The 24,532-nt window shown below is 69.0% G+C and carries 28 protein-coding genes; 19 read left to right on the forward strand and 9 right to left on the reverse strand.

Annotated elements, in window-relative coordinates; translation table 11 throughout:
- Positions 1 to 1,116: a GNAT family N-acetyltransferase gene (locus D8896_RS02810; RefSeq protein ID WP_121820544.1), complete on the reverse strand. Its 1,116-nt coding sequence runs from the start codon at positions 1,114 to 1,116 to the stop codon at positions 1 to 3.
- 454 nt (positions 1,117 to 1,570) lie between these two features.
- Between D8896_RS02810 and D8896_RS02815 the strand changes: the two genes are divergently transcribed.
- From D8896_RS02815 to truA, 7 genes are all read left to right on the forward strand, one after another.
- Positions 1,571 to 1,774, forward strand: a complete 204-nt coding sequence (locus D8896_RS02815; RefSeq protein WP_121820545.1) for a hypothetical protein — start codon at positions 1,571 to 1,573, stop codon at positions 1,772 to 1,774.
- 560 nt (positions 1,775 to 2,334) lie between these two features.
- Positions 2,335 to 2,592: a hypothetical protein gene (locus tag D8896_RS02820; RefSeq protein ID WP_121820546.1), complete on the forward strand. Its 258-nt coding sequence runs from the start codon at positions 2,335 to 2,337 to the stop codon at positions 2,590 to 2,592.
- Positions 2,593 to 2,650: 58 nt separating this feature from the next.
- Complete coding sequence (locus D8896_RS02825) at positions 2,651 to 3,001, forward strand: DNA-binding protein (protein WP_121820547.1); 351 nt, start codon at positions 2,651 to 2,653, stop codon at positions 2,999 to 3,001.
- 1 nt (position 3,002) lies between these two features.
- Positions 3,003 to 3,596: a DUF7411 family protein gene (locus D8896_RS02830; protein WP_121820548.1), complete on the forward strand. Its 594-nt coding sequence runs from the start codon at positions 3,003 to 3,005 to the stop codon at positions 3,594 to 3,596.
- Positions 3,597 to 3,673: 77 nt separating this feature from the next.
- A complete protein-coding gene (hisS, locus tag D8896_RS02835; protein WP_121820549.1) occupies positions 3,674 to 4,978 on the forward strand; it encodes a histidine--tRNA ligase in 1,305 nt (434 codons plus the stop codon).
- 70 nt (positions 4,979 to 5,048) lie between these two features.
- Positions 5,049 to 5,504: an SHOCT domain-containing protein gene (locus D8896_RS02840; RefSeq protein ID WP_121820550.1), complete on the forward strand. Its 456-nt coding sequence runs from the start codon at positions 5,049 to 5,051 to the stop codon at positions 5,502 to 5,504.
- Positions 5,504 to 6,298 carry a tRNA pseudouridine(38-40) synthase TruA gene (gene truA, locus D8896_RS02845; protein WP_121820551.1) on the forward strand — a complete coding sequence of 265 codons (795 nt, stop codon included), beginning with the start codon at positions 5,504 to 5,506 and terminating at the stop codon, positions 6,296 to 6,298. The genes D8896_RS02840 and truA overlap by 1 nt, the downstream gene beginning before the upstream one ends.
- On the opposite strand, the gene D8896_RS02850 is transcribed toward truA, so the two are convergent.
- Positions 6,295 to 7,680, reverse strand: coding sequence for an outer membrane protein assembly factor BamB family protein (locus D8896_RS02850; RefSeq protein WP_121820552.1), 1,386 nt, complete (start codon positions 7,678 to 7,680; stop codon positions 6,295 to 6,297). The two genes, truA and D8896_RS02850, sit on opposite strands and share 4 nt — an antisense overlap.
- Positions 7,681 to 7,795: 115 nt before the next feature.
- Here D8896_RS02850 and pepF point away from each other — a divergent pair, with 115 nt between their 5' ends.
- The 5 genes from pepF to D8896_RS02875 all read left to right on the forward strand — a co-directional run bounded on the left by pepF (position 7,796) and on the right by D8896_RS02875 (position 13,499).
- Positions 7,796 to 9,586, forward strand: coding sequence for an oligoendopeptidase F (pepF, locus tag D8896_RS02855; RefSeq protein WP_121820553.1), 1,791 nt, complete (start codon positions 7,796 to 7,798; stop codon positions 9,584 to 9,586).
- A 67-nt stretch (positions 9,587 to 9,653) separates the two neighbouring features.
- Positions 9,654 to 10,892, forward strand: a complete 1,239-nt coding sequence (gene pan2 / locus D8896_RS02860; RefSeq protein ID WP_121820554.1) for a proteasome-activating nucleotidase Pan2 — start codon at positions 9,654 to 9,656, stop codon at positions 10,890 to 10,892.
- Between the two features lie 453 nt (positions 10,893 to 11,345).
- A complete protein-coding gene (locus D8896_RS02865) occupies positions 11,346 to 12,428 on the forward strand; it encodes a sulfite exporter TauE/SafE family protein (RefSeq protein ID WP_121820555.1) in 1,083 nt (360 codons plus the stop codon).
- 137 nt (positions 12,429 to 12,565) lie between these two features.
- Positions 12,566 to 13,042, forward strand: coding sequence for a pyruvoyl-dependent arginine decarboxylase (locus D8896_RS02870; protein ID WP_121820556.1), 477 nt, complete (start codon positions 12,566 to 12,568; stop codon positions 13,040 to 13,042).
- A 61-nt stretch (positions 13,043 to 13,103) separates the two neighbouring features.
- Positions 13,104 to 13,499 (forward strand): DUF5811 family protein, encoded by a 396-nt coding sequence (locus tag D8896_RS02875; protein WP_121820557.1) that lies wholly within the window; start codon positions 13,104 to 13,106, stop codon positions 13,497 to 13,499.
- A gap of 6 nt (positions 13,500 to 13,505) precedes the next feature.
- Here D8896_RS02875 and D8896_RS02880 read toward each other — a convergent pair whose 3' ends face one another.
- The 3 genes from D8896_RS02880 to infB all read right to left on the reverse strand — a co-directional run bounded on the left by D8896_RS02880 (position 13,506) and on the right by infB (position 16,576).
- Entirely contained in the window at positions 13,506 to 13,724 is a 219-nt protein-coding gene (locus D8896_RS02880; protein ID WP_121820558.1) for a hypothetical protein, read from the reverse strand.
- 100 nt (positions 13,725 to 13,824) lie between these two features.
- Positions 13,825 to 14,499, reverse strand: coding sequence for an alpha/beta hydrolase (locus D8896_RS02885; protein ID WP_121820559.1), 675 nt, complete (start codon positions 14,497 to 14,499; stop codon positions 13,825 to 13,827).
- A 274-nt stretch (positions 14,500 to 14,773) separates the two neighbouring features.
- Complete coding sequence (gene infB, locus D8896_RS02890) at positions 14,774 to 16,576, reverse strand: translation initiation factor IF-2 (RefSeq protein WP_121820560.1); 1,803 nt, start codon at positions 16,574 to 16,576, stop codon at positions 14,774 to 14,776.
- Between the two features lie 168 nt (positions 16,577 to 16,744).
- Here infB and D8896_RS02895 point away from each other — a divergent pair, with 168 nt between their 5' ends.
- The 3 genes from D8896_RS02895 to D8896_RS02905 all read left to right on the forward strand — a co-directional run bounded on the left by D8896_RS02895 (position 16,745) and on the right by D8896_RS02905 (position 17,704).
- Positions 16,745 to 16,927, forward strand: coding sequence for a hypothetical protein (locus D8896_RS02895; RefSeq protein ID WP_121820561.1), 183 nt, complete (start codon positions 16,745 to 16,747; stop codon positions 16,925 to 16,927).
- 66 nt (positions 16,928 to 16,993) lie between these two features.
- Positions 16,994 to 17,239 carry a PRC-barrel domain-containing protein gene (locus tag D8896_RS02900; protein ID WP_121820562.1) on the forward strand — a complete coding sequence of 82 codons (246 nt, stop codon included), beginning with the start codon at positions 16,994 to 16,996 and terminating at the stop codon, positions 17,237 to 17,239.
- Positions 17,240 to 17,704: an NOB1 family endonuclease gene (locus D8896_RS02905; protein ID WP_121820563.1), complete on the forward strand. Its 465-nt coding sequence runs from the start codon at positions 17,240 to 17,242 to the stop codon at positions 17,702 to 17,704. It begins immediately after the preceding gene.
- A 4-nt stretch (positions 17,705 to 17,708) separates the two neighbouring features.
- Here D8896_RS02905 and D8896_RS02910 read toward each other — a convergent pair whose 3' ends face one another.
- From D8896_RS02910 to D8896_RS02920, 3 genes are all read right to left on the reverse strand, one after another.
- Positions 17,709 to 17,861 (reverse strand): CopG family transcriptional regulator, encoded by a 153-nt coding sequence (locus tag D8896_RS02910; protein ID WP_121820564.1) that lies wholly within the window; start codon positions 17,859 to 17,861, stop codon positions 17,709 to 17,711.
- Positions 17,862 to 17,907: 46 nt separating this feature from the next.
- Positions 17,908 to 19,062 (reverse strand): CPBP family intramembrane glutamic endopeptidase, encoded by a 1,155-nt coding sequence (locus tag D8896_RS02915; protein ID WP_162991408.1) that lies wholly within the window; start codon positions 19,060 to 19,062, stop codon positions 17,908 to 17,910.
- 84 nt (positions 19,063 to 19,146) lie between these two features.
- Entirely contained in the window at positions 19,147 to 20,439 is a 1,293-nt protein-coding gene (locus tag D8896_RS02920; RefSeq protein WP_121820566.1) for a glucose-6-phosphate isomerase, read from the reverse strand.
- A gap of 130 nt (positions 20,440 to 20,569) precedes the next feature.
- Here D8896_RS02920 and D8896_RS02925 point away from each other — a divergent pair, with 130 nt between their 5' ends.
- Both D8896_RS02925 and D8896_RS02930 read left to right on the forward strand, forming a co-directional pair.
- Positions 20,570 to 21,115, forward strand: coding sequence for a hypothetical protein (locus D8896_RS02925; RefSeq protein WP_121820567.1), 546 nt, complete (start codon positions 20,570 to 20,572; stop codon positions 21,113 to 21,115).
- A 31-nt stretch (positions 21,116 to 21,146) separates the two neighbouring features.
- A complete protein-coding gene (locus tag D8896_RS02930) occupies positions 21,147 to 21,623 on the forward strand; it encodes a DUF5812 family protein (protein ID WP_121820568.1) in 477 nt (158 codons plus the stop codon).
- On the opposite strand, the gene D8896_RS02935 is transcribed toward D8896_RS02930, so the two are convergent.
- Positions 21,620 to 21,973 carry a hypothetical protein gene (locus D8896_RS02935; RefSeq protein ID WP_121820569.1) on the reverse strand — a complete coding sequence of 118 codons (354 nt, stop codon included), beginning with the start codon at positions 21,971 to 21,973 and terminating at the stop codon, positions 21,620 to 21,622. The genes D8896_RS02930 and D8896_RS02935 overlap by 4 nt on opposite strands.
- 126 nt (positions 21,974 to 22,099) lie before the next feature.
- Here D8896_RS02935 and secF point away from each other — a divergent pair, with 126 nt between their 5' ends.
- Together secF and D8896_RS02945 are read left to right on the forward strand one after the other, a co-directional pair.
- Entirely contained in the window at positions 22,100 to 22,969 is an 870-nt protein-coding gene (gene secF / locus D8896_RS02940; protein WP_121820570.1) for a protein translocase subunit SecF, read from the forward strand.
- Entirely contained in the window at positions 22,966 to 24,522 is a 1,557-nt protein-coding gene (locus D8896_RS02945) for a preprotein translocase subunit SecD (protein WP_121820571.1), read from the forward strand. The genes secF and D8896_RS02945 overlap by 4 nt, the downstream gene beginning before the upstream one ends.
- Positions 24,523 to 24,532: the final 10 nt, after the last annotated feature.

The following is a 24,532-nucleotide window of genomic DNA, read 5'->3' on the forward strand; positions in this document are numbered from 1 at the left end:
TCAGAACCGGTCCTGTTCCGCGAAGGTGAGCGCCCAGTTCGCCGGCGTCCGGAGCGTCGCCCGCGGGAACCGGGGCGACGCCCCGTCGCCCGCGAGCGGCCGCGCCGCGAGCCGAACCCCCGTGCAGAACCGGGAGACGACCGGCGCGTCGTCCGGAACGAACCCGAACCGCGCCAGCAGGTCGGACGGCACCGCCGACTCGCCGACCGAGAGCACCGCCGCGTCCGCGTCGTCGCGGACCCACGACTCGAGCAGGCGACAGTACGCCGCCCGGTCACCATCCGAAAGCGGCAGCGCGTCGAGCAGCCTGACGCGGTCGCCGTCGCGGGTCCGCGTGACGAACGCGGCGACCGGCCCGTCGTTCCGGCGCGCGACGTACGTCGTGTGGTCGAACGACGGGTTCGCGAACCACCAGTCGAAAAACGCCTCGTCCCGCTCCGCGTGGAGTCCGTCCGGGGCGGTCGCGGCCACCTCCGAGAGCACCTCGGTCGGCGCGCCGTCGTAGCGGGCGACGGCAAGGTCCTCCGCCGCGGGCGCGACGCGGTCGCAGACGCCCAGCACGCCGTCGACGAGCGGCCGAGCGCCCCGGGCGAGCGTCTCCGAGGTCCCACCGTCGTCCGTGACCGCCGTGGGGTCTTGGAGGCGGTAGTGCGTGGTGACACGGTCGACGCCGACCCAGCCGAGGTCCTGCTGTGCGCGGAACGCCCCGGGGTTCGGGTAGTTGAAGAAAAACGCCGGGCGGCCCGTCTCGTACCGGCCTATCGCCGCCTCGGTCAGGCGCGTGTACAGCCCGTTGCGGCGGTGGTCCGAGTCCACGATAGCGTCGGCGGGCTGGAGCGCCAGCGCCGTCCGGTCCCCGTGGCGGAGCCGGAACGGGACGTACGCCTGCACCCCGACTACCTCGGGTGCGTCGTCAGGGCCGGCCTCCCGGACGGCGACGTTCACCGGGACGTGCGAGAGGTACGGGTCGTCGAGGTACTTCCAGTCGAACCACTCCCGGCTTGGCCGTCGCCCCCACTCCCGCTCGTACAGCGACAGGATCCCGTCGCGGTCCCCCGGCTCGTACCATCGAACGGCGTACTCGTCGCCGGATCCGCGTGCAACCGTCTGGCTCATTGCTACGGCCGTACCCCGGGGACGGGCATTGTAATGGAGGGATTAGCGCCCGGTCCCGCGGTGTCGGCGGACGGGTGGCGGGGGGAAAGCAACGCTACCAGAGCCACTACCGCCGTATCAGCACGGTCCGGCGACTTTTCGGCCCGTGCCACGATTAGCCGGTCATTGTGCCGTTAGGGACCATCTGACGGCACCGTCGGGAGCCGGTTCGCGGAGCGTCGCTTCGGTCCGTCGCGCGGCGGGCGTCCCGTCAGGAAACCAATTAACGTGATTTATAGTTGTCGAGCTGTTAGATCCGCACGGACGCACAGTGTCACACGCTCCATCGTGCGTCCACCCCCTTTGTGATCGAGAGATTCACGCCGCTCCAGTTCCAACGGTGGCGCATGAACGACACGAGGATCAGCGACGGCGGCGGGGCCGAACGGCGGGGCGGCCACGGAGGTGACCGGTAGTGGTCTCGGAGAAAGTCGCCTTCGGCACGGTGCTCGCGAGCGGCGTGATCATCCCGGGGCTGGCGAAGTACTTCCTGTCGAGCGCCGGCTATCCGGATCTGGGGTCGCTGATCTGGGTGCTCGGTTTCGGCACGATGGTCTTCGTCATCTGGTACGTGTGGCTCCGCCCGCTGGAGATCACCGGCCCGATCGGGTCGGATTGACATCCTCTTCCGCGTAGGCGCGGAGGAATCCCGAGCGGTGGGAGTTTCAGGTATGCAGTCCAGTCACCGGACTACCAGACCGTTCGGGTCCGGGTAGTCCCACAGTATCGGACTGGTGGACTGCTGGCGGTGCCAAGCCGCCGTTACCCCTATCCTCGACCATATACGGCGTCCCAGTGTTGGTTTTTCCACGGGGACGCCGGCAGACATTAGCGGAGTCGGGGGTATCGTAGCGCGGGCTTTGAGCAGTCGGCACGTTGGCACACCCTTCAAGGATGTGGCGTTCACCGACGGCCCTTTCGGATACTGCCTCGTTACGTGGGCGGACAGGCCGCCTCCGAAGGCCGTTCGGAACCCGCTCCGCTCCGACCTGACCTTACCGTCGGATAGCGGTTCTTGGAAGTTCAAAGTATGGGTTAGAAATTCGGCTATGAAATCAGCCGTGGAATGTGTCACTAAGTGACTGCGCGTATCCACGGCCTTCAGGCCGTGGTGATTGCGCCTGTTCGGGGTAGAATAACAAGTTTAAAGGCCGACTCGGCGGCAACCTTTCGATAGGGATGACCGAGATACCGCTGCAGGCGCTCGACAACTTCCTGCTCAACTATCACGTCGGGCACGCTCTGCTGCTCCTGTTCGTGCTGTCGATCCTCGGCTCGCTGCCGCTGAAGTCCCAGAAAGTGCTGTCGGCCAACGCGGTGGCGTTCGGGCTTCTCTTCGTTATCACGCCCAGCAGCGAGGCCCCGATCACCTTCCGCTACCTCGGTATCGTGTTGCTCGTCGTCGGCCCGGTGCTGTACGCCACCGCGCGCCGATAGCGACCCGACACACCAGTCCGTAATGATTTTGCCGTCAGCTACGTAACTTCGGGACACGATGAGCAACAGCCCCGACGAGGACGAACTGGAGGAGCTTCGCCAGAAGAAGATGGAACAGCTCAAGGAGCAACAGGGCGAGGGCGGCGACGCCGAGGCCCAGCAGCGCCGCCAGGAGCAGGCCGACGCCCAGAAGAAGGCGGTGCTCCGCCAGCACCTCACCGACGGCGCGCGCAAGCGCCTGAACTCCGTCAAGATGAGCAAACCCGACTTCGGCGAGCAGGTCGAGCGCCAGGTCGTCGCGCTCGCCCAGAGCGGCCGCATCCAGGGGAAGATAGACGAGGAGAAGATGAAGGAGCTCCTCAGCGAACTCAAGCCCGACTCCCAGAGCTACAACATCAAGCGTCGCTAGGATGGAGCTCGGCCTGCTCTACAGCGGCGGGAAGGACTCCACGCTCGCGGCGCTCCTCCTGGACGAGTTCTACGACGTGACGCTCGTCACCGGCCACTTCGGCGTGACCGACGAGTGGGAACACGCCCGCGACACCGCCGAAACGGTCGGGTTTCCCTTCGAGCGGATCGACCTCGACCGCGAGGTCGCGGTCGACGCCGTCGACCGCATGCGCGAGGACGGCTACCCCCGCAACGGGATCCAGCGCGTCCACGACCACGCGCTCGAACGCGTCGCCGGGCGGGAGTTCGACGCCGTCGCCGACGGCTCCCGGCGCGACGACCGCGTCCCCACGGTCTCCCGCGCCGAGGCCCAGAGCCTGGAGGACCGCCACGGCGTCGACTACATCGCCCCCCTCTCGGGCTTCGGCCGCAGTGCCGTCGACCGGCTTGTCGACGCCACCCTCGAACTCGACGTGGGACCGAGCGAGGAGATCCGCCGCGCGGACTACGAGGGCGAACTCCGCGCCCTGCTCGCCGACCGCCACGGTTCCGAGGCGGTCGCCGACGTGTTCCCCGACCACGACCAGACGCGCGTGACGGGCGTCCGGGAGTGAGCGACGCGCTCGCTGGACCGCCCGGACGACCGGCGGGGATAGCAGGTTTCAAGCGCGCCCCGGCGCAATCCGGGGACATGTACGACCGACTGAAGGGGTTCCGTGACTTCTACCCCGGCGAGATGAGCGCCCGGCGGGCCACCATCGACGGGCTGGAGGACGCCGCCCGCCGGTACGGCTTCCGCGAGGTGGGGACGCCGGCGCTCGAATCGACGCAGATGTACGTCGACAAGAGCGGCGAGGGGATCGTCGAGGAACTGTACTCCTTCGAGGACCAGGGCGGCCGCGAGGTGGCGATGACGCCCGAACTGACGCCGACCGTCGCGCGGATGGTCGTCGCCAAGCAGCAGGAGCTGTCGAAGCCGATCAAGTGGTTCTCGACGCGGCCGTTCTGGCGCTACGAGGAGCCACAGCAGGGCCGGTTCCGCGAGTTCTACCAGACCAACGTCGACATCTTCGGCTCCGACGACCCCGCCGCCGACGCCGAGATCCTCGCGTGGGCGGCCGACGCGCTGACCGGCCTCGGGCTCACCGGCGAGCACTTCGAGTTCCGCGTCTCCCACCGCGACATCCTCGGCGGCCTGCTGGCGGCGTTCGACGCCGACGTGGACACGCAGGCGGCGATCCGCGCCGTCGACAAGAGCGCGAAGATCGAGACCGCCGAGTACCACGGCCTGCTGACCGACGCCGGCCTCTCCTACGACCAGGCCGAGCGGTTCGACGACCTGCTCCGCGTCGGCGGCGACGACCTCGACGAACTCGTCGACTTCGCCGAAACGGACCGCGTCGAGGCCGCCGTGACGAACCTCCAGAACGTGCTCGACGCCGCCGAGGACTTCGGCGCGCGGGAGCACTGCACCGTCTCGCTGGAGACCGCTCGCGGGCTGGACTACTACACCGGCGTCGTCTTCGAGTGCTTCGACTCGACGGGCGAGGTGTCCCGCTCCATCTTCGGCGGCGGGCGCTACGACGACCTCATCGAGAGCTTCGGCGGCCAGCCCACGCCCGCCGTCGGCGTCGCGCCCGGCCACGCGACACTCTCCCTGCTGCTCAACCGCGCGGGCGTCGGCCCCGACGCGACGCTATCGACCGACTACTACGTCCTGCAGGTCGGCGACACCCGGCCCGTCGCCGCCCGGGTCTCGAGCGACCTGCGCGAGCGCGGCCACGTCGTCGAGACGGACGTGGCTGGCCGGAGCTTCGGCGCGCAACTCGACTACGCCGACTCGATCAACGCCGAGACGGTCGTCATCGTCGGCGAGCAGGACCTCGAAAACGACGAACTGACGATCAAGGACATGGACAGCGGCGACCAGACGCAGGTGCCCGTCGACGAGTTCCCCGGCGACCGCGAGCGGCCGACGTACGACGACCTGGTGTAGTGCGGCGTCAGCCGGGCCTCGTCGCCGCGCACCGCGTAGTTATTTGTCACCCGCGACGGATCGCCGGGGTATGAGCGTCCGAAGCGCCGTCGAAGCCGTCGTCAACCCGGGAACGATGTCGATACTGGTGCTCGGGGCGGGTATTCTCGCCGGGTCGTTCGACCACCCCCAGACCGGGCTGATCTTCGCGTTCGGCTTCGCGGTGCTGGTCCCGCTGTCGGCGATCCTGCACGGGCGGCTGTTCGAGGCGGACGACGAGGACTGGTCGTGGGACGACGGGAGCAGCGAGAGCGACGAGTCCACGACCGAGGTTGACGAATCGGCCGCCCTCGAAACGCTGCGCGAGCGGTACGCCCGCGGCGAGATCGACGAACTGGAGTACGAGCGCCGGCTGGAGGACCTGCTCGAAACCGAGAGCGTCGGCGAGGCGCGCGAGTACGTCCGCGATCGGCGACCGGGGCAGTCGGCCGGTGGCTCGGAGCCGGCCCGCGACGCCGACCGCGAGACCGAACGGGACCGCACCTGATGGACGCCTACCGGATCGCCTACGACGGCCGGCCGTTCCACGGCTTCCAGCGTCAGCCGGACGTGCCGACCGTCGCGGACGCCATCCTCGACGCTCTCCGGGACCTTGGCGTCCACGAGGGCGACACGCCGCCGGGGTACGCGGCGGCGGGGCGCACCGATGCCGGCGTCTCGGCCGTCGCCCAGACGGTCGCGTTCGAGGCCCCCGACTGGCTCTCGCCCGCCGCGTTCAACGGCGAACTCCCGGCGTCGGTCCGGGCGTGGGCGCGTGCCGACGCGCCCGAGGGGTTCCACGCGACCCACGACGCCACGGCCCGGGAGTACGTCTATCACCTGCACGCACCGGACGCCGACCCCGGGCGGGCGCGGACGGCGCTGGACGCGCTGTCGAGCGAGCACGACTTCCACAACCTGACGCCCGACGAGACCGGGACGGTTCGTGACCTCTCGGCGTCGCTGTCGGTCGACGGCGACTACCTCGCCCTGACGTTCCGCGCCGGCGGCTTCGCGCGCCAGCTGGTGCGGCGGCTCGTCTCGCTGGTCCGGGCCGTCGCGGTCGGCGATGCGGGACTGGCGAAGGTCGAGCGCGCGCTGGCTCCAGTCCCGCTACCCGGTCACGAGGGAATCCCGCCAGCGCCGGCGTATCCGCTCGTGCTGACCGCGGTCGACTACCCCGCCCTCGATTTCGCCGTCGACGCCGACGCCGCGGCGAGCGCCCGGTCGGTATTCCGGGAGCGCCGTGCGGAGTGGCGAACGCGGGCGCGGGTGGCGGGCGAGGTGGCCGACCGCCTCTAAGTCGCCAGAGCGTACAACGTCCCGTCGCGGTCGACGGCGTACAGCGTTCCATCCACGAGCGCCGGGGAGGCGACCACAGCTCTCTCGGTCCCGAACGCGAACTCGCGTTCCCCGTCTGCGAGGCCGAGCGCGACCACGCCGCGATCGGTCCCGACGTACGCCCGCTCCGGCCCGGCCGCGGGCGACGAGCGCACCGGCGACCCGGCCTGCTGTTGCGGCCCGAACGCGGCCCCGTCTGCGTCCGGCGCGGTCCACAGCGGCTCGCCCGTCCCGTCGAACGCGTGCGTCGCGCCGTCGCCGCGGAGGACGACGGCGGCGTCGCCCCCGGCCTCGGCGACCGCCGGCGATGAGTCGACAACGAGCCGCTCCTGTTCCGATCGTTCCGATGGCGGGTACGCCCGCCCGCCGCGAGCGGCCGACCAGTCCGGATCCCCGTTGTCGGCCGCCAGTGCCAGAACCGACCCGTCGAGACTGGCCGCGTGGACGACGCCGCCGCGGACCGCGGGCGAGGCGGTCACTGCGGCGGGCGCGTCGGTTCGCCACTCGGGGTCGCCGGTTTCGGCGACGAGCGCGGCGACTGTCGGCCCGGCCGCTGCGTACACGATCCCGTCGGCGACTGCGGGCGTGGCGACGGCCGGCGCGGCGACCTGTCCGCGCGGCGGGAACCCGTCGCCCCGGACGCGCCTCCGCCACTCGGGGTCGCCCGTTTCGGCGTCGAACGCGTACACCGCGCCGTCGTCGCCGCCGACGAACACCGTCCCGCCCGCGACCGTCGGCGACGAGTGGACGGCGGGGTCGATCTGCTGTGCCGTCCGGCCGAAGCCGAACGCATCGGCCCGGAGGGCGGCGCGCCACTGCACGCTCCCGTCGGTGATCCCGACCGCGTACAGCGTCCCGTCGGCGTCGGCGACGTACGCCCTGTTTCCGGCGACGGCCGGCGTCGCGGTCACCGGCGCGTCCGTCGGGGCCTCCCACGCCGGGTCGCCGTCGGTCGTGAACGCCCGCAGACCGTCCTCCGACCCCGCGAGGACGACCCCGTCCGCGACGACCGGCGACGAGAGGCCCGGTCCGCCGACGTCGGCGGTCCACCGGGTGGTCGGCGTCGCCCCCGGGCCGGCAGCCGATGCCGTCCCGGTGTTCGCCGCGTCCGCGCGGAACGTGGGCCACCCCTCGACGGACGTCTCCCCGTCGCTCGACGTCGTCGGTCCGGTCGTCGCTGATCCGTCGGTGTCTGTATCGGTGTCCGCGTCGGTCCCGCCGTCGTTGCCGAACCCCGAACCGCTACACCCCGCCAGGCCGACCGCGACCGTCGCCGCGGCGCTCCCGACGAACCGGCGGCGCGTCCGCTCGGCTCGTCCGCGGCCGCTCTCGTCTCCTGTCATGCCCGAGTCCTGTCGTGTCTGTTACTTTTCGATTCCGGTCCTGACACCGTCGGCGCGATCCTGGCAAGACCCGTGAAAGACAAGCCTTACCACCGGGCTGAACCAAGGCAGGGCCATGAGTTCGGTACCCGAACGCTCGGAGATAGACACCGAGTACAAGTGGGACCTCGAGAGCGTGTACGCGACCGACGAGGAGTGGGAGGAGGCCTACGAGGCGGTCGCCGAACGGGTCGACGACCTCTCGGCCTACGAGGGCCGCGTCACCGAGGACGGCGAGACGCTGCTCGAAGTGCTCGAACTGCGGGACTCGATCATGCGCGAGGTGTCGAACGTCGCCGCCTACGCCCGGATGCGCCGCGACGAGGACACCCGCGACCAGGAGTACCAGGCGCTGACCGCCCGCGCCCAGTCGCTCCACTCCGACGCCGCCAGCGCGGCGAGTTTCATCGAGCCGGAGATACAGGAGCGGACCCGCGAGGAACTCGACGAAATGGTCGCGGCGACCGAGGGGTTAGAGCGGTACGAACACTACCTCGACGACGTGCTCCGGATGAAAGAGCACACGCGCTCGGCGGAGGTCGAGGAGCTGCTCGCCGAACTGGGCGAGGTGACCCACGGCACCGGCGAGGTGTACAACATGCTCACCAACGCCGACATGGAGTTCCCGACGGTCGAGGACCCCGACGGGGACGCCGTCGAGATAAGCCTGAGCAACTTCACGACCCTCCAGAAGCGCCAGGACCGCGAGTTCCGGCAGGAGGTGTACGAGCAGTTCTACGACGAGTGGGAGACGGTGCGCAACGCCGTCGGCACCGCGTACAAGAACAGCGTGAAAGCCGACGTGAAGGAGGCCCGCGCCCGCGGCTACGACACCGCCCGCGAGGCGGCCCTCGACGGCCCGAACATCCCCGCGGACGTGTACGACAACCTCGTCGACACCGCCCGGGAGAACCTCGACACGCTCCACCGCCACGCCGACCTCAAGCGCGAGGCGCTCGGCGTCGACGAGCTCCGGATGTGGGACCTGTACATGCCCATGACCGAGAGCGAGAGCCCGGAAGTCACCTACGAGGAGGCCAAGGACTACGTCGTCGAGGCCGTCGCCGCGCTCGGCGAGGACTACCAGTCCCGCGTCGCCGAGGGGCTCGAATCGCGCTGGGTCGACGTGTACGAGAACCGCGGGAAGCAGGCCGGCGCGTACTCCAGCGGCACGTACGACACCCAGCCGTTCATCCTGATGAACTACCAGGACGACATCGCCTCGATGTACACGCTGGCCCACGAACTCGGCCACTCGCTGCACTCCCAGTACACCAGCGAGACCCAGCCCTACGTGTACAGCGACTACGAGATCTTCGTGGCCGAGGTGGCGAGCACCGTCAACGAGGCGCTGCTCACCCACCACCTGCTCGATACGGTCGAGGACCCCGAGTTCCGCCGGCACGTCCTGAACGAGTACCTGGAACGGTTCCGGTCGACGCTGTACCGCCAGACGATGTTCGCGGACTTCGAGCACCGCGTCCACCAGCTGGAGGAGAACGACGAGGCGATCACCCCCGACCGCCTCGACCAAGTGTACGGCGACCTGAAGGCCGAGTTCTACGAGCCGGCCGTCGTCGACGACCGGATCGCCCGCGAGTGGATGCGCATTCCGCACTTCTACCGGGCGTACTACGTGTTCCAGTACAGCACCGGCATCAGCGCCGCCGTCGCGCTTGCACAGGGCATTCTGGAGGAGGGCGAACCGGCGGCCGAGCGGTACATCGAGTTCCTCCAGCGCGGCTCGCGGGAGTACCCCCTCGAACTGCTCCGCCACGCCGGCGTCGACATGCGCTCGCCCGAACCGGTCCAGCGGGCGCTGGACGAGTACGACGAGCATCTGGACGAGATGGCCGACCTGATATAGCGCCGACAGGAGATCGGCCGCGACCCAAAGGCACATTTACGCAGCGTTTCTTAACCGTTTACAACCGATGTCACGCAGCCCCTCGCTCCCGGACAGACCGCGGCTCGAACTCGACCCCGAGATGTCCGACGAGGAGCGCCTGGAAGCGCTCCGCGAGCACTTCGCGGAGATCGTCGAGGTCCACGACGAACTCACCGAACAGCTAGACGCCGCCGACGACCGCCGCGCGGAGCTGAAAGGCGAGGTCGACCGGCTCGAACGCGAAAACGAGACGCTGAAAACCTCCTCGCTGTACGTCGCCACCGTCGAGGAGGTGTCCGACGAGGAGGCCGTCGTCAAGCAGCACGGCAACAACCAGGAGGTGCTGACCGAGGTGTCCTCGCGCATGGCGGAGCGCCTCGAGGCCGGCGACCGCGTCGCCGTCAACGACTCCTTCAGCGTCCAGACGATCCTCGACAACGAGACCGACGCCCGGGCGCAGGCGATGGAGATCGACGCCAGCCCCGACGTCCGCTACGAGGACATCGGCGGCATCGACGAGCAGGTCCGCGAGGTCCGCGAGGCCGTCGAGGAGCCGCTCGTCAACCCCGAGAAGTTCGTGGAGGCCGGCATCGAGCCGCCCAGCGGCGTCCTGCTCCACGGCCCGCCGGGGACGGGGAAGACGATGCTGGCGAAGGCTGTCGCCAACGAGACCGACGCCACGTTCATCAAGATGGCCGGCTCCGAACTCGTCCGGAAGTTCATCGGCGAGGGGTCCCGGCTCGTTCGCGACCTGTTCGAACTGGCCACCGAGCGCCAGCCCGCGATCATCTTCGTCGACGAGATCGACGCCATCGCGGCGAAGCGCACCGAATCGAAGACCTCCGGCGACGCCGAGGTCCAGCGCACGATGATGCAGTTGCTCTCGGAGATGGACGGCTTCGACGACCGCGGGAACATCCGCATCATCGCGGCGACGAACCGGTTCGACATGCTCGACCGCGCCATCCTCCGGCCCGGCCGGTTCGACCGCCTCATCGAGGTGCCCGAACCCGACCACGAGGGCCGCGTCCAGATCCTCCGGATCCACACCCGCGACATGAACGTCGCCGACGCAGTCGACTTCGACGCGCTCGCCGACCGCACCGAGGGGTACAGCGGCGCGGAGATCGAGTCGCTCACGACCGAGGCCGGCATGTTCGCAATCCGCGACGGCCGCACCGAGGTCCGGATGACCGACTTCGAGGAGTCGTTAGAGAAGATTGAGGACGACGACGGCGCGGGCGACACCGTCACCAGCGGCGGCTACCCCGACTACGCCTACTAAGACGACCTTTTTTCTCGTCGGGTCGCGCTCCGCGCGACCACTCCTCGAAAAAATGTCCACCGGGAGAGCAAAGCTCTCCCGAGCCTCGGCTCGCTCCGCTCGCCGAGAGATCAAAAAAGGCCGGGCGCTCCCGCCGGTCGCGTCCGGTGAACCGCTCGCTTCGCTCGCGGATGCTTCTCGAACGCCTGATCGCATCCCGGCCGAACCGGTGAGGGCATTGCTGGCGCTCTATCGCTGTGGCGGCCACTCCGACTACTCGTACTGAGCCGTCGGACCGCCGTCCGTGCAAACCGTCACCACACGCACGCCGACCCACAGATCTTTTACATCCGCCGTTCCGGAAGCATAGCCAATGGATCGCTGTGTTACGCGGGTTGTTTGTGATCGATCGATCATGATTTTCGGAACCGCGGGCGACGGCCACGCCGGGGAGTCGCTGTAGGTGTCGTAACGATGAGTGCGAGTGCTCTCCAGCGGCTGCAGAAGGCGTTCCTGAAGCGCCAGCACCTGTTCGTCTTCGCCGCGCCCGTGCTGTTCGTCGTCGGGGTCGTCCTTACCGCGCCCGTCGACGGGGGCGGCGGGACCGGCTACTGGCTCGACTACTGGTGGCTGTTCCCCTTCTTCCTGCTCGGCGCGACCATCGTCAACACCGTTGGGATCAGCGGCTCGGCGCTGTTCGTCCCGTTTCTCATCTTCGTGTTCCCGCTGTTTGCCCGTCCGCTCGACCCGTCGACGATCGTGAAGGTCGGGCTGATAAGCGAGTCGTTCGGCCTGTCGAGTTCGGCCGTCGCGTTCGTCCAGTACGGGCTGGTCGACCGGCGTCTGGGGCTCACGCTCGTCCTCGGCGGCCTGCCGTTCGTCGTCGGCGGAGCGATCCTGTCGTTTTTCATCCCCGAGCCGGTGTTCCACGCGCTCCTCGCGCTCGCGCTCGTCGCCGCGGCGTACCTGATGTTCACCGCGGACCTGGGACACGGCGCGCCGGAGAGCGACGAGCAGAGCGTCGCGACCGACGGCGGAACCGACGCCACCCTGCCGGACGACCACGGGAAGCTCGGTCCCGCGGGCGTCAGCGTCGACGATTCGGGGACCGTGACCCGCGTCGACCGTGGCGGCGACACCTACACGTACACGTGGTCGGGCTACCTCGAACGGTTCGCGAACTACGCCGTCGGCGGTACGTTCCAGGGACTCGCCGGCTTCGGCATCGGTGAACTCGGGATCATCTCGAAGCTCCGGACGGACGTGCCCGTGCGCGTCGCCATCGGGACGAACCACATCGTCGTCGCGACTACTGCGATCATCGCCTCGCTCGTCCACGTCTTCGGCGGGGCGCTCGTCCCCGGTGCCCACTCGCTCTCCCTCGCGTCGACGCCGTGGAACATGGTCGTCTTTACCGTGCCTGCAACGGTGCTCGGCGGCCAGATCGCGCCGTACGTGTCGAACACGCTCGACACCGGGACGATCAAAAACGGGGTCGCCGTCATCTTCACGGTCATCTCGCTGGCGCTGTTCGGCATGGCCGCCGGCGGCATCTGATAGTGTTTGCTCTCGCCAATTACCGGTGGTCGACGGTAACGGTGTGGTCGACCACCGGTAAACAGTGAGAGCAAACACTATGACGGGCGGTCCCGCCGAACCGCAACGCATTCCGCCGCCGGGCGTCCACGTCCGGTATGAACGCGATCCGCGTCGTCTGGGGGACCGCGACGGGACCCACGGAGATGGCGGCGTACGACGCCGCGCTGGCCGCGGCCAACGTCCACAACTACAACCTCGTCCCCGTCTCGTCGGTGATCCCGGCCGACGCGACGGTCGAGGCGGTCGGCACCGCGCCGGACCTCGGCCCGGCGGGCGAGCAACTGACCGTGGTGGAGGCTCGCGCCACCGTCGCCGGGCCGGGTCGCGCGAGCGCGGGACTCGCGTGGGCGACAGGCGAGGACGGTCCGGGGCTGTTCTACGAGGCCGCCGGCGAGACCGGCGTCGAGGACGTTCGCGGGCGGGTGCTGGAGGGCCTCTCGACCGGGCAGGAGCTGCGCGACTGGGCGTTCGGGGATCCGCAGTACGAGGTCGTCACCGCGCCCGCCGAACCGGGGATGTACACCTCCGCGGTCGTGCTCGCGGTCTACGGGGAGTCGTCGTCGGTCTTCTGAACGTTGTGCCGGCCGAACGCTTTTTATCGGGGGCCGCCCTATCCGCGGTAGCAAGATTCTCATGAACGGAAACACGCCGTACGCCGGGAACCCAGGTATCACACAGGCCGGCAAGCGCGCGTCAGCGGACCTTCCGGAACTCACTACCGACCAGAAGCGGATGCTCCGGCAGGACGTCTCCCGGATCGCGGCCCGCACTCGCGAGTTCCTCCCCAACGAGTACGTCGTCGACTCGGAGATCTCCCACGGCTCCGCCGGCCCCCAGGCGACTGTCGCCGTCCGGCCCCCCGTCGGCCACCCCGTCAGCGCCGGCTTCACGCCGGACCGGGACGACCTGGACGGCGAGGACCTGATCGCGGCCGAGGACCGCGACGAGGTCGCTCGCGGCCTCGCCGCCAGCGCGGCGCTGCAGGTCAAGCAGGCGATGCAGGAAGGCGTCACGCCGACGGCGCGGTAATCCTTCTCACGCCGTCGCGCCGAACAGCACCAGAAACAGCCCCAGCCCCGCCAGAACGCCGGCCATCCCCATCGTCCGCCAGTACTGCTTCTCCGTTGCCGCCTCGGGCTGTTCCGTCCACTCCCGGGGCGACACCCAGCTCCGCGACCGCTCCATCGGGTCGCTGGCCACGTACACCGCCGCGGCGACCATGAGAAACCCGAGGAAGACGAGTGTCGGTTCCATCTCGCCGGCGGTTCGGCGGCCAGCCGAAAAATTCCGGCGGTGGGGACCGTGCCGACCCCGCCAGTGACGAGGGCTGCCGCCGACCGTCCGTTCGCCGCGCTCAGCGGTCGCGGTCGAGGGCGTCCAGCGTCTCCGCGACGATCGCCGTCCGGTTCCCGTTGAACGAGTGGGTCTCCCCGGGGATCACGGTCACGTCACCGTCCTCGACCGCCGTGGCGACGCTCTCGCAGTCCTCGGCCGATACGCCCCGGTCCTCGTCGCCGACGAGGATCCGGACCGGCACGTCGACCGCTTCGAGGTCGTCGGTACCGACCGCTATCGGGAGGTCCTCGCTGTCGTCGACCCGCTCGTCGGAGTCGTGCTCGACGCTGCCCTCGACGAGTTCGACGGCGGGGGCCCAGAGCACCACCCGCTCGACGGCGTCGGGGACGTGCGTGAGCGCGATCCCGCCGCCGAAGCTCTTCGCGATCAGGTGGATCTCGGAACAGCCCTCGTCCTGCAGGCGCTCGACCGCCGTATCGACCTCCCTGTGGAGTTCCTCGAACGTTTTCGCCTCCAGTCCGTCGATGCTCTCCCAGCTCTCGTACCGGAACACGTGTGCGCCGGTGCCAGCCAGTTCGTACGCGACGATGTCGAAGATGTTCCCGAACGGCCCGTGCCCCGCGCCGGGAACCATCACGACGCCCACGTCGGACTCCGCGTCGCCTTCAGGTACGTTCAGTCGCCCCTCGTACGTCTCCTCGCCGAACTCCAGTTCGGACAGTTCGATTCCCACCCGTCCGGCTTCTTGGGGAACTGTCATAAGCGGTTCGGGGGTGTGGGTACTGGTATCAGACCGATCGGTCGTCGGTGCGAAGGAGGGAGGAACGTCATCACAAACCGCGGGAACCAGGCAGTAGATCAAGCATACGCCGCCGAAGGCGGCGTTTCACCGCCGGAGCGGGGCGGAGCCCCGCGGAGGCGGCCTTTTTGATCGACATTTTTGCCGGGAGGGTGCCCACAGCGCGCCGGAGGCGCGCGAGGACACCCGACCGGGAAAAAGGTCGTCTTTATTTGCCCCAGAACGGGTCCCGCTTGCGCTGCTTGTCGAGGTACTGCTGGAGCGCCTCGAACTCGTCGGCCGGGATGTCGTCGGACAGTTCCTGCTCCAGTATCTTCGCGTGTTTCTCGGGGAGTTCCGTCCACAGTTCGTCGCCCTCCTCGATGCCGCGGCCGACGGTGGGCCCGTCGATGGCGACGGAGACGCGGTCGCCGCGGCGGGCCTCCTCCACGTCATCGCCCTGCTCCTGAATGCCCTTGATCTGGCCGATGCGCTCGGGCTCGTTGCCGTCGAATAGGACGACCCGGGCGTTGTTTTTCACTGTCCCCGCGAGCACCTCTACGCCGACGACGGCGGGGTCGTTCTGCCGGAACGTGTGGTCCGGCAGGATGCGGAAGCGGGCCGGCCGGGTGATGTTCTCCAGCACCGTCTCCTGCTGGGCCTGCTCGACCTCCTCGACGTACTCCTCGTACTCCTCGATGAGCTGGTAGATCACGTCGCTGGTGAACAGGTGTACGTCGTCACGGTCGACCTGGTCTTCGGCGTCGTCTAACACGTCGACGTTGAACCCGAGGATGGTGCGGTGCTTGTCGTCGTCCGCGGTGTCGGCCACCGACACGTCGCGGGGGGCCACGTCGCCGACCTCGGCGCGGACGATCGGTACCTCGGCTTCTTCCAGCGCGTTCGCCATCGCTTCCAGGCTACCGAGCGTGTCGGCCTTGATGACGACGCCGTCCTCCTCGGTGGTGACCGCGATGTCGCTGAGTTCGGCCTGCACCTCGTCGATCACCTCGTCGACCGGGCGGTCGCGGACGACGCGGACGGGCGCGCCGGCCATCGCCTCGCCGAGGTCCGGCGCGGCGATCTTCACGCCGGCCGCCGCGGAGATGGAGTCGACGTTCTCGAAGCGGCTCTCGGTGCGGATCTCCGCGAGCGGTCGGGGCTTCAGCAGCGCGCGGACCTCCGTGACGATGGGCTGGTTCTCGCCGCCGACGACGATGGTGTCGTCCTCGCTGATAGTCCCGTCGTACAGCACCACGTCGACCGTCGTGCCGAAGCCCTTCTCCTCCTTGACTTCGAGGACGGTGCCGACGCCGGGCCCCTCCACGTCGATCTCCATGGCCTCCTTCATGTACCGCTGGGAGAGGCCCATCATCACCGTCAGCAGGTCGGGGACGCCCTCGCCGGTCATGGCGCTGACCGGGACGACGCCGACGTTGTTCTGGAAGTTCTGGACCCGCCAGTACATGTCGGCGGAGAACCCCTCGTCCGAGAGGTTGCCGATGATCTCGTACAGGCGCTCGTCCAGGTCCGACCGGACGCGGTCGCTCTGTGAGTCGTAGGTCCCCCGGATCGGGGCGTCCTCCGTGGGGTTCCACCCCGGCACCGTGTCGACCTTGTTCGCGGCGACGATGAACGGCGTCTCCGAGCGCTTGAGGATGTCAAGCGCCTCAAGCGTCTGTGGCTGGAACCCGTCGTTCACGTCGACGACGAGGATGGCGATGTCGGCGAGCGCGCCGCCGCGGGAGCGCAGCGTCGTGAAGGAGTGGTGCCCCGGCGTGTCGATAAACAGCAGGCCGGGGAGGTCGAAGTCCTCGGGGTCGACGAGTTCCCCGGCGATCTCCGAGATCACGTCGAGCGGGACGGCCGTCGCGCCGATGTGCTGGGTGATCGCGCCGGACTCGCCCTCGATGACGGCGGAGCCGCGGATCTTGTCGAGCAGGCTGGTCTTGCCGTGGTCGACGTGGCCCAGGACGGCGACGATGGGGGTGCGAAGGGATTCAGACGGGTCGCGTGTATCGGTATCAGACATGGCTAACCACCCGAGAAGGTTCTTGTGTACCCCTACTCTGCGCGGCATTTAATTGTATCGTCATCGCCGTCCGTCGGGGGCCGGCACTGATCCGGCTCCGCGGTCGCCAGGGGCGGTCGGGACCGACTGCCCGGTACCGTTTTGTCGGTTCGAATGTGACCATCACACATGATCCGTGCCGCACTCGCCCGCCTGTGGAACCGCCTCGGCGATGCCGTCGCGGTCGAGGACCCGGAGGACCGGATCGAGGGGTCCGGCGAGGTGTACCTCGACCCGGCGTACAACGGGCGCTACGAGGGCGAACGGGATATCCAGCGGCTGTCGGACGCCGACGACGAGCGAAAGGAGTAGGGCCGGCCGATGCCGCCACTGTCGGTCCCCGTGGCGTTTATATTACATTAGCCGGAAGGGGCCTGTATGTCCGACGTACTCGCGGAGAACCTCTCGGGGAAAGCCGTCATGGGCTCGGACGGCACAGAACTCGGGATGCTGTACAACATCACGATGGACCTCAGGACGGGGGAACTGGACGACATCCTCGTCGACCCGACCGAGGAAACGCCGACCAGAAGCGTCGACTTCGACACCGATAGCGGCGGCCGATACCGCGTTCCCGTTTCGCGCGTGCAGGCTGTGAAAGATTACATCGTCGTTCAGCGGTAAATGTACGTTCTCGATTCCTCAGCCTTCATCGACGAGTATCACACCGACGAGCAGACGGCGACGATCCCGATGGTCCGGGAGGAGCTGGAGGACGAAAGCGCCTACCGCTTCGACGCCATGGAGGGGTCGGGGATGCATATCCACATCCCGGGCGAGCAGACCGTCGAGAAGGTCCGCCGGGCAGCCGGGGAGGTCGGCGACCTGGATGAGCTCTCGGACACGGACATCCGGCTCATCGCCGCCACGTTCGAACTCGACGGGACGCTCGTCACGGACGACTACGCCATGCAGAACGTCGCGGACCGGCTGAACGTCGACGTGGACGTGATCGCAAAGGAGGGGATCACCGAGCAGCGCGACTGGAACTTCCAGTGCCAGGGCTGTGGTCGGGAGTTCGACGACAACAAGGACCGCTGCCCGGTCTGCGGGAGCTCCCTCTCCCGAAAGAACCCGTCGAACGCGTAGCCGGCTACTGCCGCTGCCGGTCGTGCTCCGTCTGCTCTAACCCCCGCTGGATCAGCTGACGCAGCACCTCCTCCTCGGTGAGGTCGTACTCGCGGGCCAGCGACCGGACCCGCTCGGTGACGTCGTCCTCACAGACGATGGAGTACTGCCTGACCATGGATGCGATCCGATACGGGAGGAAATAAAACCCAGTCAGACGGTCGTCAGACGACCGCCGGGACTCCGCCGGTGAGTTCGACGTAGACGGAGGCGAACTGGAGGGCGTTCAAAATCCCGTGGATCGCGGCGGGGACGATGATGTTGTCGGTCTTCGAGTAGAACGCGCCGAGCACCAGCGACAGCGTGAACAGCGTGATAAGGCTGCCAAACGTCGCGATCACGCTCCCGCCGAAGTACGCCGGGAAGTGGATCAGCGCGAACAGGACGCTGGCGACGACGATGGCGGCCGGTCGGGAGAACACGTCGTACAGCCACTTCTGGACGATGTTGCGGTAGATGATCTCCTCGCAGGGACCGATCACTACCAGCGTGATCGGGATCAGCACGAGCAGGATCTCGGGGTTGTCCTCGGCCTGCTGGACCGTGGAATGGCCCGACGAGGGGACTCCGATCAACTGTAGTGCGACCGACACCAGCACAAGCCCGCCGAAGATGACGAAGATCCCGCCAACCACCCAGCCGACATCGCGCAGCGACGGCATCCGGACGTCGAAGAAGTCGGTCGTCTCGTCCGTCCAGTTCAGGAACGCGTACACCGTTACAACGGTGCCGAGAGTCAGTCCCGCGGCGCTGACGAGCTGTTCCTGGACGGGCGTGAGTTCCCCCCCGACCGCCACCAGCAGGAACAGGCCGACGACCAGCACCGCGACGTTGAACATCAGGTAGCCGAACAGCCCGAACGCCGTGCTGGAGAGCGTCGTCCGTGTCATCGCCGCGAGCCGGTCGTCCGGGATCGCCCGCCAGTCGGCGACGGCCGCGAGCAGCCCGCCGACGCCGCCCAGCAGCGTGCCGACCGCGCCGACGCCCAGCAGCGTGAGCCCGAACGCTATCGGCTCGCCGGGGCCGCCGGCGACGAGCGCGTAGCCGCCGACGCCTGCGACGGCGAGGCTCGCCCCCGCAGCCGCCGGTGCGGCGACGCCGGCGTCCAGCATGTCCCGGCGGCGAGCGAAGAAGGCGGCGACGGCGACCCCGGCGACGGCGACCCCGGCGACGCCGACCGTCGGGTCCGCGAGCGTCCCGTCGGTGAGCAGGAGGACCGCCGCCAGCAACGCGACCCCGGCGAGCATCGACCCCACGTTCGGCGCGAGCGACCGGTCGGGGGACCTGACGTACTCGCTCGCGACTTCCCTGTCGTCCATACTGACGGGTTCGGTCGCTGGAAATAAAGGATCTCTCCTTCCGGCCGAGGCGGCCGACTGCTGCCACCGAGGCGGGCGCGGCGGTCACTCCACGACGAGTCGCTCCTTCTCCGCCACCGCTTCGGCCTCCTCGAACTCGCCGCCGCCGAGCAGGCCGCGCGCCGCGCGTTTCCCCCACTCGACGGCGGGCTGGACGAACGTGTCGACGCCGTACAGCTCCCCGGCCATGACGCATGCGGCCTCCATCCCGTACAGCAGTTCGCCGAGGCCGTGCTCGTCGACGCGGTCGATCTCCACCCGGACCGACGGGCGGCCCGCGGCGGCGAGGCTGGCCTCCGTCGCCTCGAACTCGGCGTCGAGCAGGTCGCCCAGCGACGAGCCGCCGAGGTAGGCGAGCCCCTCAAGGTCCGTCTCGGGGATCGCGCGGTCCTCACGCTCGCGCGGCCGGACCATCGTCACCAGCTTGTCCCGCGGGCCGGCGCGGTAGAGCTGGAGCTGGGAGTGCTGGTCGGTCGCGCCGAGCGCGCGGGCCGGCGTCTGTCCGAGGCCGTCCTTGCCGAGACTCTCGGCCCACAGCTGGGCGAACCACTCGGCGTACGTCTCCAGGGACTCGGCGTACGGCATCATCGCGTTGACCGACGCGCCCCGCGAGTCCAGCGCGTACGCCGTCGCGCCGTAGGCGTACGCCGGCGACTCGAACAGCGACCCGGCGAGGCGGTCGGCCTCGGCGGCGGCCCCCGCGAGTATCGCCTCGATGTCGTGGCCACACAGCGCCGCGCAGGCCAGCCCGACGGTCGAGAGCGCCGCGAACCGGCCCGGAACGCCCTCCGGAACCGCAAGCGCCGGCAGATCGTGTCGCTCCGAGAGCCGCCGGAGCGGCCCCGACTTGCCGGTCGTGACGAACGTGCGGTCGGTCCAGTCGACGCCCGCGGCCTCCATCGCGTCGCGGACGACGAGGAAGTTCGACAGCGTCTCCGCGGTGGTGCCCGAGCGCGAGACGGCGTTGACGACGACGTTCGAGAGGTCGAGCGAGTCGAGTAGCCCGGCGACGTGCGCCGGGTCGACGTTGTCGAGGAAGTACGCGTCGACGTCCGAGTCGAGCGCGTGGGCCAGCGTCGCCGCGCCGAGCGCGCTGCCGCCGATGCCGACGGTGATCACCGCGTCGGGGTCGTCGAACCGGTCGACCGCCGCACGGATCGCGTCCGGGTCCGCGGTGTCGGGCAGGTTCAGCGCGGCGTAGCCGTGTTTGCTGTCGGCGCGGCCCGCCTCGATCCGCTCGTGGGCCGCGGCCACGTCCTCGTCGAGCCGTTCGAGCGCGTCGCGCGAGACGCCCGGCGAGGCCACCGAGGCGAGCGCGTTGCCGATGTCGACGTGCATGGTGCAACGCCCGTTACGGCAGGTTAAGTCAGTACCGCGTCGCGGGCGGCGAGCGGAGCGACACACCGCCGGTCCCGTGACGCCACCGCGGACCGCGGCGCTTATTCGGCCGTCAGTCCAACATCCGCCAATGGCCGACTCCGACGACGGGCGCACGTATCGGGGCCTCCCCGGAGCCTTTCCCTACGCCTTTCGGGCGAGCGAGTCCCGGCTGTTCCGGGGCTACGTCGGCGCGAGCGCGCTGGTCACTCTGCTGGTGAGCTTCCTGCTCGGTTCGGCGCTGGTCGTGCTCGTGGCGAACACGCTCGGGACGGCCGGCGGGTCGCTGACGCTCTCGCGCTCGTTCTACGTCCTGATCGGGATCCTCGTCGTCGTCCCGCTCGTCGCGCCGGTGCTGCTCGTCGCGCGCCGCCACCGTCGCGGCGGGAGCGACGCGCGCTACGACCGCGCCCTCGCGGCGGCGGGGTTCCTGTTCGTGCTGTCGCTGTACCTCGGGCTGGTCGCCTCGATGCCCGAGACGTTCGTCCTCGACGGCGAGACGGTCACCAGGCCCGAGCCGAGCGGCCTCTTTGCCCCCGTCGTCGCTGCGCTGTACGCCATCCCGCCGGCTGCGTCGCCGGTCGTGCCGGCGGCGGCGGCCGCGGTGATGGGGCTCGTCCACCGACGCTATCGGTGAGGGGAAAAGGGTCGAGTCCGTTCCTCGACCCATGAGCGAGAAGACGGGCACGTTCGTCGTCACACACGCCGACGAGGAGTCGGCCGTCCTGCGCGACGTGGCGGACAGTCAAGTGCACACGCTGTCGTCGAACCCCGGCGTCGAGGTCGACGACGTGCTGACCGCGACGATCGCGCCGGACCCGCCGCTGGAGGTGTCGTGGCAGGTCGTCGAAGTCGAAAAGCGCCGGCAGGTCGAACTCGTCGACAGCGACCTCTCGCCGACGACGCAGGCGATGGAGATCGCGGCCGACTTGGAGCCGGGCGAACTGGCCCGGGAGGAACGCGCCGGCACGGGCGAGATCCACGTCCTGACGGTGCCCGAGGGGACGGACGCGGCCGACGCCGCGGCCGACGTGCTGGACGACGAGGCGACGCTGGCCCGTGCGGCCCGGCTCGACGCCGTCCGCGTCGAGGTGCGGACCGACGACGACGAGGGCGTGGTGAACGTCCGGTACCTGCCGGATTAGCTCGGGCCCGCTTCGCTCTGGACCTGCCACCCGCCGTCGATGTCGCAGGCCTCGCGGACGGCAAAGTCGAACGCGGTGTCGTCGCCGACCGCCGCCGGGCCGTCCACGGACTCGACCCGGAGCGGCACGTCGAGCGAGTTGCCACAGCAGCCGACGCCGACGAACTCCTCCCACACGTCGCCCTCGCTCGCCGTCTCGCGGGTGCGCCGGAGGAACGCCCGGAACGCGTCCTTCTCGACCTGGAACCGCCCCCAGTCGCTCAGGTCGGCCGGATACGAGAGCACGACGCTGTCCGCGGTTTCGGTCATGGGCGACGGTACGCCGCGCGGGCACAAAGGGACTCGGGCCATGCGGCACGCGGCTATCTGTCGGTGGCCCGGAGCGCCCGGATCCGCTGTGTTAACGTCTACCAGACGTTCTCGCGCCGGTCCCGGATATAAGAAGGCTTATTCGGCACCGAGGCACAAGTCGCGGCCATGGTAGAGTTCGAAGTACCGGAGATCGATTACACCCGGTACACGAATCGCCAGCTGGCGGCCGTGCCCCTCGCCGTCCTGGCGGTCGCGCTGGCGATACTGCTCGGGTGGTATCTGTTCACCGGAGCGCCGGTCGAGCCCGGCATCGCCTTCACCGGCGGTGAGGAGCTGACGATACAGACCGAACAGTCGGCCGAGGAGATCCGCGCCGCGTTCGACCAGGACCCGAACAGCGTCCGGGCGATCCAGGGCGAGGCGAACACGTACATCGTCGAGTTCCAGGCCGGTGACGACGCGTCGGCCAGCGACTTCGTCGCGCAGGCGGAGTCGGCCGGCTTCGACGTCCGGTCGAGTTCGTCGACCTCCCCGAGCTTCGGGGCCGACACCCAGACCGAGGCGTTCTACGGACTGATCATCGCCTTCGTCGGGATGAGCCTGCTGGCGTTCGGTCTCTTCCGGACGTTCGTGCCGAGCATCGCCATCGTCATCTCCGCGTTCAGCGACATCATGATCCCGCTCGCGCTGATGAACGTGCTCGGGATCGAACTCACGCTCGGGACCGTCGCAGCGCTCCTGATGCTCATCGGGTACAGCGTCGACTCCGACATCCTGCTCAACAACCACATCCTGCGGCGGTCCGGCGAGTTCTACGACAGCACCCACCGCGCGATGCGGACCGGCGTGACCATGACCCTGACCTCCATCTCGGCGATGGCCGTCATGGCGGTCACGGCGACGATATTCGGCATCGACCTGCTCGCCGACATCGGGCTCGTGCTCGTGCTCGGGCTCGCGGCCGACCTGATGAACACCTACATGCTCAACCTCAGCCTGCTTCGCTGGTACAAGTTCGAGGGGGTGAAGCGATGATCTCCCCCCGCGAGAACTGGCGCGTCGTGATGCTCGTCGTCCTGCTGGTGCTCAGCACGGTCGCGCTGTTCGTCCCCGGCGGCGTCGTCGCCGGCGGCGACGGCAACCAGTCGGTCGGGAGCGACGGGCCGACGAACCTCCAGTACGGCATCGAACTCGACGGCGGTGCCCGGATCCGCGCGCCGCCGGTCGGGATGACCGCGGAGGATGCGCAGTTCGACACCGAGAGCGTCGTCGAGCGCGAGGTCGCGAACGAACTCGGGCTCCGCGGTATCGACGTGCGGGCCGACCGGGGCGCCGGCACCGTCGAGGTGTTCAACGCCAGCGTGAGCGAGGACGAGTTCGCGGCCGCGCTGAATGCCTCCGGCGTCTCCTACGGCGAGATACGCGACGGCGTCACCGAACAGACCCGGCAGGGGATCGTCGACGTCGTCAACAGCAAGATCTCCGAGTCCGGGCTCGCGGGCGGCTCCGTCAACCAGCTGACGACCGCCTCTGGCGAGCATTACATCATCGTCGTGGCCCCCAACTACGACCGGCAGGAGCTACGTGACCTCCTGAGCGAGCGCGGAGACGTGCGCATCGAGGCCCGCTACCCGGTCGAGACCAACGGGACGACCGAGTACCGCAGCGAGACGGTACTCCAGCAGGAGGACCTCCAGTCGGTCGGCCAGGCCCAGTCCAACGACGACAACGACGGCTACCACGTCTCGGTCACGCTCCGGGAGCAGGCCGCCAGTGACTTTTCCAGCGTCCTGAACGACGCCGGCTTCACCGAGGCTCGCGGGATCAGTAACTGCCAGCCCGGAGCCGGCCCGAACGGCTCCGACGCCGGATACTGCCTCCAGACCGTCGTCGACGGCGAGGTCGTGTACAGCGCCGGCGTCCGTCGGAACCTCGCAACCAGCATCCGGGACGGCGACTTCAACCGCGACCCCACCTTCCGGATGACGACCACGAGCCAGCAGGAGGCCCAGGACCTGCAGATCAACCTCCGCGCCGGTCGCCTGCCCGCGCCGCTCGACTTCACCGAGTCTCAGGAGTCGTACGTCGAGCCGTCGCTGGCCGACCGGTTCAAGATGAACTCGCTGATCACGGGGATCATCGCCGTCATCGCGGTCAGCCTCACGGTGTACTTCCGGTACGGGAACGCCCGCGTCGCGGCCCCGATGATCGTCACCGCGCTGTCGGAAGTCGTCATCCTGCTCGGGTTCTCGGCGGCGATCCAGTATCCGCTGGACCTCTCGGTGATCGCCGGGTTCATCGCCGTCATCGGGACGGGGGTGGACGACCTGATCATCATCGCCGACGGGGTGATGTCGGAGGGTGACGTCGACTCCAGCCGGGTGTTCCAGAACCGCTTCCGGAAGGCGTTCTGGGTGATCGGCGCGGCCGCCGCGACGACCATCGTGGCGATGAGCCCCCTCGCCGTGCTCAGCCTCGGCGACCTCCAGGGCTTCGCCATCATCACCATCCTCGGCGTCATCGTCGGCGTCGTCATCACCCGCCCGGCGTACGGTGACATCCTCCGGGAACTGCTGACGGACAAGTAACCCGTCGGCA

The sequence above is a fragment of the Halostella salina genome, from assembly GCF_003675855.1.
Lineage (GTDB): Archaea > Halobacteriota > Halobacteria > Halobacteriales > Natronoarchaeaceae > Halostella > Halostella salina.